The following is a 12083-nucleotide window of genomic DNA, read 5'->3' on the forward strand; positions in this document are numbered from 1 at the left end:
CCCGGTGCCGCCGGACGCGCCTCGCCGGACTCACCGCACCGGCCGTGCCGCCCCCTTCTCCCGTCCCCGCCGCATGCCGCCCGGCCGCGGCTACGCGACCGACTGCCGGTCCACGACCTGCTCGCTGCCGGCCCCCGGCTCGCACTCCGGGAGACGTCCGGTGCCCGCGGTGAGTTCCCTGCCGTCAGCGGGGCGCCGGCGGCGCGCCTGACGGGCGCGCAGCGCCTGCGAGACGCCGTACAGCACGTTCACGGTGATGACGGCCGGGCCCACCGTGGCGGCGGTACCGGGAAAATCACGCTCCAGGGTGAGGGCGATCAGCACGGCCGTGATGCCGTTCTGCTGACCCAGGCTCAGTTCGATCCGGTCGGTGCGCCCGAGGCCCCGTACGAACAGCGGCATCACCCCGAGGGCCACCACGGCCTGCGCGCCGAACGCCGCGACGCCCAGCACGAACCCCGGCCACCACGCCACCCCGTGCGCCAGCAGCAGGCCGAGCGCGGAGAACGCGGCGAGGTAGGCGACGCCGACCGCGCGTTCGAGCGCCTTGCCGAGGAACACCGAGCGCAGCACCAGCCCGGCCAGCGCCACCGCGAGCATCAGCTGCTGTGCCGCCGCCAGCACCAGCATCCCCACGGTCAGCAGCACCGCGGCCGTGCCCGTCGTCCGCCGTCCCGCCGGGGTGTCGGGCAGCCGGGAGGTGATCCGCCGGCCCACGAACCACAGCAGCAGCACACCGGCGAGCAGGGCCGCGTTGAAGCCGAGCCCGGTCAGGTAGCCGCCCGTGCCCCCGGCCGCGACCTCGGGTGTGCCCTCGCCGCCGGAGGCGCTGTAGGCGGCGCCCGCCAGATACAGGGTGAGCAGGACGGTCATCGGGTCGTCGAAGGAGGCCCACGCCGTCAGCAGCGACTGGGCCCGGGCGGACATCCGGCCGTTGCGGCCGAGGGCGGCCACGGACAAGGGGTCGATCTGCGCCACGGCGATGCCCAGCACCAGGGCCTGCGGCCCGCGGACGACCAGCAGCATCGCCCCGGTGATCAGCGCGGCCTTCAGCACCACGCCGACGGTGACGGCGGCCACCACGCCGGTCAGGTCGCTGCGCAGGGCCTTGACGTCGATCCCGTACGTGCTGCCGTACAGGCCGACGGCGAGCAGCAGCCCGGCGCCGAACACGTAGGTGCGGGAGTCCACCAGGGCCGACGTGTCCGCGAGTCCCGCGGCGCCCAGCGCCAGACCGCACAGCGTGCCGGCGGCCAGTGCGGCCGCGCCGGCCAGCACCAGCGGGGGCACCGCCCGCAGCGGCCGCCGTAAGCGGGCGCGTCCTGGTGTCGCCATGGCCTGGTCCCCCTCCGTTGCGGTCCGCGCGGTGTCCGGCACGGCCGGAGACGCCCGTGCGCACGCGAGCCCGCGCGGGCGCCGCGGGTCGTCGCCCGGGGCAGGTGAATCGTAGGGGCCGCGCACGCCGTGCCGAAAGCCGGACACCGGCCGGTTCTACGAGAGTTGACGTCTCATCGGCCCCACCCGGCCCGAACGGTCGTGCGGTCGGCCCCGTTGCCGTACCGCCTTGTTGTCACGATGCCCGGCGGGACCCGCCGCCGAACACCGGAAGACGTCAACCGGCCGCATTCCGACCGCCTGTGACCGCACGCGGGCGACATGCGGAAGCACGGGGCGGCGTACGGCGTCCGGTCCGCCCCGGTACCCGGCGTTCCGGGCGCCGCTGCCCTCGGCCGTGCACCGGCGGGGCCGGGCGGCGTTCAGCGGTGCCGGTCGATGGCCGCGCGCAGGGCGGAGCGCACCTCGTGGGGCGGTGCGGGGCCGGTCGCGCTGTCGGTGACGGCGGCGGCGACGGTCCGCAGCTTGGTGTTGGACAGCTGGGAGGCCTCGCGCAGGATGTGCCAGGCCTGCTCGGGCGTGCAGGAGTGGACGGCCATCAGGACGCCGCGCGCCTGGTCGATCACCGGGCGGGAGTCGAGCGCGTGGCGCAGTTGTTCGACCTCCTCGCGCAGGCCGAGCAGTTGCTCCGCGCGTTCCAGCGACACCGCCGACGGGACCGGGCCCGGCCCCCGGGAATCGGCGCGGGTGTGGGCGCTGTGCAGCGGGTCGTCGGTGTCCAGGCCGGCGAGTTCCAGGATGCGGCGCGGCTGGCCGGTCCAGTGGGTGGCCGCGACCGGCACCTCGCAGCGGAGCCCGTAGGCGACCAGCGCCTCCAGGAACTGGAGCCCCGCGGTGTCCATGAACACCACGCCCGCCATGTCCAGTTCGACGTGGCTCGTGCTCGCCGGCAGGGCGGCCAGCCGCTGGGTGAGCACTCTCGTACAGCCGTGCACCAGCTCGCCCCGCGCCGTGAGAACCGCTCGACCGGCTTTCACCCGCCCGTCGATGACCAGGGGGTCCTCGTCTCTCGTGAGCTGTCCTTCCATCACCCGGGTCATGTCACCGCCTCTGCCGTGGACGACACTGCTGCCGACATCGCTCCTCTCGATGCCCCTGCCCCGGGCACGCCGGGATACACCCGGACGGAGGATGCGTATGCCCGGGGCATGACAGTGGCATGAGCGGGGGCGCGGGCTTGGCGTGGCGGGGCCGAGGAGCGGTTGTCCGGGCATGCGGTGACCGGGCGCCCGGTGATCCGGGCGCCCGGTGATCCGGGCGCCCGGTGATCCGGGCGCCCGGTGATCCGGGCGCCCGGCGCGCGGGTACGTGGGTAGCTGTCGTACGGTCGGCTCAGGCGCCCAGCGGGTCCAGTTCCAGCGGTTGGATGCGGCCCTCCAGCATGGCGCCGAGGCCCTGGGCGGCGCAGATGTCGGGGCGTTCGGCGATGTGCACGGGCATGCCGGTGGCCTGGCGCAGCATCTGGTCGAACCCGGGGAGCAGGGCCGAACCGCCGACCATCATGATCCCCCGGTCGGCGAGGTCGGCGACCAGGTCCGGCGGGCAGTCTCGCAGGACCTTGCCGATGCCGTCGAGCACGGCCGTCAGCGGGGTCTGGATGGCGTCCCGCACGGCGGCGGTGTCGATCCGCACCGAGCGGGCCAGACCGGTGGCGACGTCCCGGCCGTGGATCTCGGTGGAGGCCGGGCCGTGCGGGGTGAGGCCGTTGCCGGACAGGGCGAGCTGCAGCGGCCGCACGGACTGGCTCGGCAGCATCAGCTCGTGCTCGTGGCGCAGGTGCTGCACGATCGCGTGGTCCACCGCCTCGCCGCCCACCGGGATGCGCTCGGCGGTGACGATCGAGCCGAGGGAGAGCACGGCGACCTGGGTGGCGGCCGCCCCGCACACCATGATCATCGTCGCCTCGGGGCGCTCCACGGGCAGTCCGCAGCCGACGGCGGCGGCGATCAGCGTGTCGACGAGCTCGACGCGCCGGGCGCCGAGCCCGACCAGGGTCTCGATCGCGGCGCGCTGCGCCAGCGGGTCGGCGTCGTGCGGGGTGCAGGCCGCCGCCCGCAGCCGTGGCTTGCGGCGCAGCTGGCGGCGCATCTTGTCGCCGAGGAGGTGGCGCAGCATGCGCTGGGCCATCTCGATGTCGACGACGGTGCCGCCGGAGACCGGGCGCACGACGCGGATGTAGTGCGGGGTGCGCCCCGTCATCTTCTCGGCGAACTCACCGACCGCGATCAGCGCGCCGGTGCGGGTGTTGACGGCGGCGGCGGACGGCTGGTCGACGACCAGCCCGGCGCCCTTCACGTACACCCGCGTCCTCGCCGCGCCCAGGTCGACGGCGAAGTGGCAGCGGCGCAGCTGCTCCAGGCTGGCGGTCATGGGCGGGTCCTCCCGAGAAGCAGACCGTGGGGCCGCCGGGCGGTCGGCCTCCTTCGCATCGTGCGAGGGGCGGGAGGCGGGCGCCTCTCCGGATGGGCCGGGCGGGGGGCCGCTGAATGGGGGTTTTGTCCCTTATTTCCCATATGAGTCGTAGATAAGGGTCGTTGCGCCCGGTCAGTGGCTCCGAGCCGCCTCCAGCAGCGGCGCCAGCGAACGGACCGTCACCTCGCAGCCCGCCGCCCGCAGCCCCTGCTCCACGGTCGGGTTCCGGGCCAGTCCCACGAAGCCCAGCCCGAGCCGCTGGGCCGCGCCCAGCTCCGCGACCGTCGTACCGATCAGCAGGCCGCCGCTCGCCGGGGTGCCACCAGGCCGCAGGGCTCGCCGCAGGCAGTCGGGGTTCGGCATCAGCAGGTCGAGGTCGTCGGCCCGGCCCTGCACCCCGGACAGCGGCAGCCGGGCGGACTCCAGATAGCGGTGGACGGCCTGTTCGCACACGTCCGCGGCCACGCTCACCCGGCGCCCCGATCCGTGCAGGGCGCGGATCAGCGCGACGGCGTTGTGCGTGGCGGGAGCGTCCGGGACGGCCCGCAGCTCCAGCTGGTCGAGGCGGCGCCGCAGCACCGGTCCGACCGGCTCGCGGGCGAAGACCCGCAGCACGTCGAGGGGGTGCACCAGTGACTCCCGCGCCGCCCCGGCCACCAGGGGGCGGCCCGTCAGCGCGTCCCGCGGGTCCCGGTCCTCGGCCGCCAGCGCCAGCAGCTCCAGCGCGGCCTCCCGCGCGGCCGCCGCCGTGAACAGCCGGACCAGCGGGCCGTCGAAGCCGAACAGCACGGTCTCGGCCCGCCCCAGCAGCTCGCCGGGCCCGGGCGGCGCCGTTCCCGACGGGCGGGTCTCCGGCGGCGCGGCGCTCTCCGGGGCGAGCGCGACCGAGCAGGTCACGGCCAGCCCCGGCACCGGCCACCGGCCCAGTCCCGCGGCGATCGCGCGCTCGGCGCCGGTCGCGCGGCGCCGGGAGTGCCGGCGGGTGATCCTGGAGGCGCCGCGGGTGAGGTGTTCGACCAGCCGGCGTGCGACGTCGGCCGGCCCCCCGCGCACGAACGCGACCGGGTCGGTGACACGCCACTGCAGCTCCACGGTCGCCGTGAAGTTCTCCTTCCCGGAGCTGGGCAGCAGGATGCGGCGGGTGGTCCGGTGGAGGGTGAGGTCGACCTCCCAGTACGTCACCGGGCCGACGGGCGGCTCGGTCGGGTTGAACAGCGTGAGCGGGCCCTCGGCGCGGGTGTGCACGATCGCCGTCCGCCCCGGGGCCGGGATGCCGAGTCGACGGAGGTCCTGGACGACGGTGGGTCCGTTGAGCAGCCCGTCGTTCTCGGGGCCCGGCCAGTACCAGGCCGCGGGGGAGTCCGGGTCGTCCCCGTGCAGTGGGTGGAAGCGGTGCGGGCCGGTGGCCGCCGAGCTGCGGGAGAAGGCGTCGTAGAGGGCCGGTGCGACGACGACCGTCACCGGGGCGGTGGCCTCCCCGGCGTGCCGTTCGGACGCGAACGCCACCCGCAGGCGCGGTGCCGCCGACAGCGCGGCCCAGTGCCCCGGGAGCCAGCGCAGGGCCGCGACGAGGACCGGGAGCAGGTCGGTGCCGGCGGCGATGCGGACGAGATAGCCGTTGGGGCGGACCTGGATCTCGTGCTGCTGACCGGTGAGGGAGCCCCGCGCAAGGATCTCGTGGAGTGCGTGTTCGAGGGTGATCCGGGTCTCGGGGCGGCCGGCGAGGTCGGTGTCGGTCTCGACGCTGAGCGCGGTCGGCGGCGCGGTGTCCGCGACGGTCGTCCGCAGGCTCTCGCGGAGGGCGGCGAAGTGGGCCCGGGCGGCCTCGGCGGCAGGGCCCGGGACGCCGTCGAGGGGCGTGCCGCAGAAGAGGTTGAGGGTGGCATACGCCAGATCACGGCGGCTCTCGGGCGCCTGCTCGGGCAGCCGGCCGACGAACTCCTGGAGGAAGAAGGCGTCGACCTGGATCCCCGGTGCGTGCAGGGCCCAGCCGTCCGGCAGCGCGGCCAGCGTGCCGGGGCCCAGGATCCGGGCCAGCTCCCGCGCCAGGACGTCGATGCGACGGGCCGACTCCCGCTCCCCGGGCGGCCGTTCCCACAGGCCTCCGGCCAGATCGCCGTACGGCACCCGGTGGCCGCGCCGGCGTACGAGCATGCACAACAGGGCCTGGGCCTCGGGGGACGGCACCGTCAGGGGTTCGTTGTTCCGGCTGAGGGCCAGCGGGCCGAGCATGCGCAGGGCCAACGGTTCGAAGTCGCGAGCCAATGCCTCCAGTTCTGCCCGTTCCTCCAGCTCCGCCAGCAGGAAGTCCGGTGGGCGCCCCTCGCGGATCGCCTCCAGCGCGTCCCGGAACTCCGGCGAGGCGGAGATGTGCCGTGCCAGCTCGCGCAGCGTCCGGTGGAAGCCGCGCAGATCCGTCGTGGCGGTCCTGTTCAGCGACTCCTCGCCCAGCGCCACCCGGCTGAGCGTCACCGTGCCGTCGGGGCGCAGCAGCAGGCACCCGGCACCGCGCTGCCCCCGCACCAGGCCGTGGGCGTGCAGCGCCGTCAGTCCCGCCGTGCCGTCGCGCAGCAACCGGACGAAGACGGCCGTGGACACGTCCGGTCCGCTGCCGCTCATCAGCTCGTTCACGGTCACGCCCTCGGTGAAACCGACGACGAGATAGGGGGTCTCGCCGTGCAGGCCGTGGTCGAGCACCCGGGGAACGTGCGGGCTGTCGACCCGCCGCAGGGCCTCGGCCTCCCGCAGGAACCGCCGCGGTGACTCCTCCTGCCGCGGGTACAGATGGACGACGACCGGCTCGCGGGTGCGGGTGTCGACCGCCTGCCACACCCGGCGGCTCGCCCCGCGCCGGGTCACCAACCGGTAGCGCCCACCGACCAGTTGGCGCGCCGTGGGGCCGTCCGGCCCCGGTACCCGGGCCTCCGGCTCCCCGCCCAGCCGCCGTACCGTCTCCTCCCGCACCGTCGCGAACGCGTCCGCCTCGCCGGGGCGGGCGCGGAACTCACCCGCCGCGGCTCCGGCCCGTTCGTCGATGAGCCCGCCCACCCGGGCCAGGAACTCCCGGGTGCGGCCGCGGGCCGTGCGCGGCAGGGTGCGCAGCAGCAACTCCCGTACGCCCGGCCGGAACGCGTACGACCCCGGCGGCCCGCCGACGGCGGTGAGCATGCCGCTGAGGATGACCTCGGCCAGGTGCTGCGGGCGCGGATCACGGTCCACCGCCCGCTGCACCAGCCGCATCACCGGCACCGACGGCACCGCCAGCGCCAGATGACCGGCCAGCCGGAACGCCTCCGGGGACGCGGTCGCGCGGAACCGCAGCACCAGTTCCTCGGCGGAGGCGGCCGTGAGGTCGGGCGACCACTCCTGCGGGGCCTGAGGGAGCGGCGGCAGCCAGGCCGCCGCTCCCGGCAGCCGGCCGCCGCCCGGATCGGCCAGCAGCGCCGCCCAGTTGGCCAGCCACGGCGCGCCGGGCTCCAGCACCGGCAGGGGGACGGCGGCCGGGGGCGGGGGCGTGCCGTCCCGGTCGTAGGGGGTGAAGGCGAGCGCGGCGGCGGGGGCCGCGGCGGCCGGCGGCGACAGCAGCCCGGGCCGGGCGGGGAGTGCCGTCGTCTCCCACAGATGCTCCGGGAGCGGCTGTACGACCGCCAGCGGCATCCGCGCCGCCCAGTGCCGCAGGGTCGCGTACCAGCGGCTGCCCGCCGCGCCCGGCCGCCACTGCGGGCCCATGCAGTCGCTGACGACCAGCGCGGCCGTGCGTCCGTCGGCCGGGACGGGCACCTGCCCGGCGCGGCCGTCGGGGCCGGCCGGGTGCAGGGTGACCGTGCGGAAGACGCCGGACTGGGACAGCACGGTGTGCAGTTCCCGCACGAGGGGCCGCCAGACCGGCATCGTCGGGCCGGTGTCGTGCACCAGGGCCAGGCGCAGCCAGCGGTCGTGCGCCGGGCGCAGCACGGGCAGCCAGATGTCCGGGTGGGCGCCGAGGCGGGCGATGCGGTCGGCGGTGGCCCGCTCGTCCAGTACCCGGGCGCGCGGCGCGGGCACCCTGCGCTTCAGTGGGCGCAGGGCGCGCTGCAGGGCCAGGGGGCGGGCCAGCATCGGCGGTGCGGGCGCGAGCACGGGCCCGCGCGCGGTGCCGGGCGGGGCCGCCGCGCGCTCCGCGGCCGGCAGCCGCAGCGGAACCCGGGGCGGGGGAGCGGGCCGCGGCAGCGGATCGGGCTCGGGTGCCTGCCGCACCGGCGACGGCGCCTGTTCACGGCCGTGCCCGGGCGGGGGCCCGGGCGCCGCCCCGGACGGCTCATCGTCCAGGCCGGCCGGCTGATCCCCTTCCGCCAGGCGCATCCCCAGCCACAGCACTTCGGCCAGCTCCCGCGGGGTGGGCCCGTCGGCCGGGCCGCCCCCCTCGCCCGCGCGGTCCCGCGCGGCCGCCCCCAGTACGGCGGCCAGCCGCGCCACGGGGGACACCCCACCGGGGCCTCCGGACGGCCCGGCCGTCCCGGTGCCTGCGCCCCCCACCGCCCCCGAAGCCCACGCCTGGGACTCGCCCCCGTGGGGCTTCTCGGTTCCCTCTGCTTCCGGGGTGTGCCGGGGTTCGGCCTTGTCGGGCGTCTCGGCTTCCCCTGTGTCCGGGGGGTGCCGGGGTGCGGTGCGGTCGGCCCTCCCGGTCCCCACCGCGCCCCAGGTCTCCCCGGACTCGGCCCCCTCGGGCCCGGAGAGCCGCTCGGAGCTCTCGCTGTCGTCAGAGGCCATCGTGGTCGGCCGTGGCGCTCAGGTAGGGCATGAGCTGTCGGGCCATGGCGTCGCGGGAGTCCGCGTCCAGGCCGGCGACGCCGGTGAGGTAGATGGCGTTGAGGAGCTGGTCGGTGGCGAGTTCGCCGTCCTTGGCGCGGTCCAGGAAGCGGTCGATGAGGGGCTCGGCCTCGGCGGCCGGGGTGCCCAGGTGGGCGCGGACGATCTCGGTGAGCCGGTCGCGGTCGGGCCGCAGCAGCTGGAGCCGGACGCAGCGGCGCAGGAACGCCGGCGGGAACTCGCGCTCGCCGTTGCTGGTCAGCACTACGAACGGGAAGGCGCGGCAGCGTACCCGGCCCCGGGTCACGGTCACCGGGGTGTCGCTGCCGTCGGCGAGGACCTCGGCGGTGGCGCCGGCCGGGGAGCGGCGGGCGGCGCGCAGCAGCTCGGGGATCTCGTACTGGCCCTCCTCCAGGACGTTCAGCAGGTCGTTCGGCAGATCGAGGTCGCTCTTGTCGATCTCGTCGACCAGCAGCACCCGGGGCCGCCGGTAGGGCAGCAGCGCGGTGCCGAGGGGGCCGAGGCGCAGGTGGTCCTCGACCTCGCTGCCCGGTGCCGGCCCGGTCGCCGCCCGCAGCGCCTCCTGCCGGGCCGCGTACAGCCGGGACAGCGGGTCGTACTGGTAGAGCCCGTCGGCGAGGGTGGTGCGGCTGGTGATGTTCCAGCGCAGCACCGGGCCGAGCCGCAGCTCGCGCGCCACCGCGTAGGCCAGGGACGACTTGCCGGTGCCGGGCGGGCCGGTGACCAGCAGGGGCCGGCGCAGGACCAGCGCGGCGTTGACGAGCTGCACGCTGTCCGGGGTGGCGACGTAGGTGCGGGCGCGGTGGACCCGGTCGGGGGAGACCGCGGCCCCGTCGTCGGCGTCCCGGGGCGGCGGCAGGACGGGCTCCCCGTCGAACGCCCGCCAGGGCGGCGGCGCGGGCAGCCGGTCGATGCCGTCGTGGGGCTCGCTGTCGCCGGTGTAGACGGACCAGTGCTGCATGGGGGTTTCTCCGGTCTCCGTTCCCGTCAGGTCTCGCATGTCGTACCCGCTCACGCCACCGGTGACCGGGCGGGCGCCGCGGCCCCGCCGTGCGGGTCGGCGAAGACGCGCGGGTCGTCCCACAGGAGCTGGACGCCGCGCGCCCAGTGCCCGTCCTCCGCCTCCGCCTCCAGCCGTAACTCCCAGATTCTTCGGGGTAGTTCGGCGGGCAGGCGGCCCGAGACACAGGTGTCCAGCTCGTCCAGGAACCGTTGGCCCGCGCAGCCGTCGCCGCCCGCGCACGGCGTCTGCCGCTCCCCGTCGGCGCAGCCGTCCCGGGACCAGGCGACCAGCGGGGCCGGCGTGGTGAGCGAGGTGGTGAAGCGGTCCCGGGTGTGCGCGGCGGCGGGCGAGGCGGCGAACCCCACCAGACAGGCGTCGGACCGCAGCAGCCGTACCCGCAGCCGGCCGGCCGCCTCGGTGGAGCCGCACTCCACCCGGTGCATCCGGGTGCCCGGGAGCGCGTCCAGGCTGTTCCAGACGCGGGTCAGCAGATGCCGGGTGCTGGCCTTGCGCCGGGACTGCGCGGTGACCACCAGCGGGTAGCGGCAGCCGAGCGGCGTCGGGTCGTCGGAGCCGAGCGCCCAGCGGTCCACCGGCAGGTCGAGCCAGTCGCCGGGCAGCGCGAAGGCGAGCAACTCGTCGGAGCCGGGCGTCAGATACGGGAAAGCGGCCTCGACGCGGTCCTGGACGTACTCCTCCAGCCGGGCCCGGGGCACGGTGCCCGAGTCGACCGGGTGCCGGCGGCCCCCGCTGTACGCGGACACCTCCACCCGCACCAGGTCCTCGCCCCCGCCGCTGTGCTGCAGGTCGACGAGGATCGGCGACCAGTCGGGCACGGCGGGCGGCTCCGCCGGGGCCCGCACCATGTCGTCCAGCAGGCCGGCCAGCCGTTCGGTGAACCGAGCCACGGTCCCGGCCGCGTCCGGCCCGTCCAGTTCGGACAGCACGAACAGCGCGGCCGAGCGCAGCGAGTCGAACCCCTCCGGCGGCGGCTCCGGGTCCCAGGGCCCCATCGCGGCCCGGTACAGCCGTAGCGGCTCGCAGGCCAGGCCCACCCGCACCGCCCGTTCCACCAGTTCCCGCAGCCGGGCGCGGTCGGCGGTGCGGTGGCCGGGGGCGGGCACCAGGCCCTCGAGGCCGGGCCAGTGGCGGGCCATCACCTCGGTGGGCATCATCCGTCCGGTGCGCGCGGCCCCGGTGGCCGCGGTGACCATGCCGACCACCTCTCCGGTGTCCGCCAGGGTGACCGCGGCGCCGCTGAACCCCTTGGCGAGCTGGTGCCCGTCGGGCTGCCACGCCTCCAGCTGGATCCACTCCCGGCTGATCAGCTGCGGCCCGGTGATCCGGCACTCGGCGAGGGTGCCCTCGTCGAAGCCGACCGGGAAGCCGTACACCAGCAACTTGCGCGGCGGCATCCCGTGCGCGGCGTCCGCGGCGTCCACCGGGGCCAGCGCGGCCGGTTCGATCGGAACCTCGTCCTCCAGTTCCAGGACGGCGAGGTCGCCCAGGTCGCTGGAGGCATGTGCCGTCCAGCCGCCGTGCGCGACCACGCGGGCCTGCGGCGGGGGGACGTCGGGGCGCTCGGTGAAGGTCACGGTCAGTTCCGCCGGGCCGTCGGCCACCACGTGCGCGCAGGTCAGCACCGTGCGCGGGGTGACCAGGAAGCCGGCGCCGGCCACCGTGCCGACGCACTCGATCCGGGCGTGCCACTCGGCGCTCTTCATACGGTGCTCTTCATTCGGTGCTCTTCATGAGGACGCGGACGGCTCCTGACCTGCCCGACCGCTCCCGGCGGCCTGAGCGGCGCCCGCCCACAGGGCCTCCTCGTCCTCGCCCTGATCGCTGCCCGGCGACCAGGTCAGCTTGACCACCAGATGGCCCTCAGCGGAGCCCTTGGCGATGACCGCGCCGGTCTCCGCCGACAGCTTCACCCCGAACTCGATCTCCACGCCGTCCGGCCGCAGCGAGCCGTCGCGGAACACCCGCAGCGCCGACTCGGCCGCCGCGCGCACCCCGTCCAGGGCCTGCTCGAAGGTGCGGGCGGCCCGGACCACGCCGTCGCCCCGGGAGGCGAGCCGGGAACCGGGGCGGTCGTCGCGGGTCTCCACGGCGACCACCGCACCGTCCTCCGTCTCGAACTCCGTCAGCCCTTCCACGCCGCCCCCGTTCTCCCGCGTCTCTGTGTCCGCCCATTGTTACGGACGGTGCCGGATGCTGTCTCGTCGGCCTCGTCAACCACTGTCGGCGGCAGGGCGGTTGGAGGTGCGGGGGAACGCGGACGGCGCCGCCTCCCGGGGACGGGGAGACGGCGCCGCGCGTTCGTCGACGTCAGACCAGCCAGCCGATGAAGTGGACGAGGCAGGCCAGGGCGTCGGTGAGAACGTTCATGATCTTGCTGCTCCTCGCGTTGACTGCGGTGTGGGACCTGTGCGTCGGCCACGGTCTGCAGCCCGTCGCTCGCACA

Annotated in this window: 8 protein-coding genes; all 8 read right to left on the reverse strand. The window is 76.0% G+C overall.

What is annotated here, in order from left to right; genetic code table 11:
* Positions 1 to 90: 90 nt before the first annotated feature.
* The gene (locus AC3ET3_RS04105; RefSeq protein ID WP_432139293.1) at positions 91 to 1335 is read right to left on the reverse strand and encodes a hypothetical protein; all 1245 of its coding nucleotides are present in this window, start codon (positions 1333 to 1335) and stop codon (positions 91 to 93) included.
* Positions 1336 to 1757: 422 nt separating this feature from the next.
* Positions 1758 to 2435, reverse strand: a complete 678-nt coding sequence (locus tag AC3ET3_RS04110) for an ANTAR domain-containing protein (protein WP_432139292.1) — start codon at positions 2433 to 2435, stop codon at positions 1758 to 1760.
* Positions 2436 to 2727: 292 nt separating this feature from the next.
* Complete coding sequence (locus AC3ET3_RS04115) at positions 2728 to 3765, reverse strand: rod shape-determining protein (protein WP_432139291.1); 1038 nt, start codon at positions 3763 to 3765, stop codon at positions 2728 to 2730.
* A gap of 174 nt (positions 3766 to 3939) precedes the next feature.
* The gene (locus AC3ET3_RS04120) at positions 3940 to 8262 is read right to left on the reverse strand and encodes an SAV_2336 N-terminal domain-related protein (protein ID WP_435611643.1); all 4323 of its coding nucleotides are present in this window, start codon (positions 8260 to 8262) and stop codon (positions 3940 to 3942) included.
* A gap of 283 nt (positions 8263 to 8545) precedes the next feature.
* A complete protein-coding gene (locus AC3ET3_RS04125) occupies positions 8546 to 9577 on the reverse strand; it encodes an AAA family ATPase (RefSeq protein WP_432157969.1) in 1032 nt (343 codons plus the stop codon).
* 50 nt (positions 9578 to 9627) lie between these two features.
* A complete protein-coding gene (locus AC3ET3_RS04130; protein WP_435611644.1) occupies positions 9628 to 11343 on the reverse strand; it encodes a VMAP-C domain-containing protein in 1716 nt (571 codons plus the stop codon).
* Positions 11344 to 11367: 24 nt separating this feature from the next.
* The gene (locus AC3ET3_RS04135) at positions 11368 to 11775 is read right to left on the reverse strand and encodes a CU044_2847 family protein (protein WP_435611645.1); all 408 of its coding nucleotides are present in this window, start codon (positions 11773 to 11775) and stop codon (positions 11368 to 11370) included.
* 172 nt (positions 11776 to 11947) lie between these two features.
* A complete protein-coding gene (locus tag AC3ET3_RS04140; RefSeq protein WP_432139286.1) occupies positions 11948 to 12082 on the reverse strand; it encodes a hypothetical protein in 135 nt (44 codons plus the stop codon).
* Position 12083: the final 1 nt, after the last annotated feature.

This window comes from Streptomyces sp. bgisy159 (genome assembly GCF_057707805.1).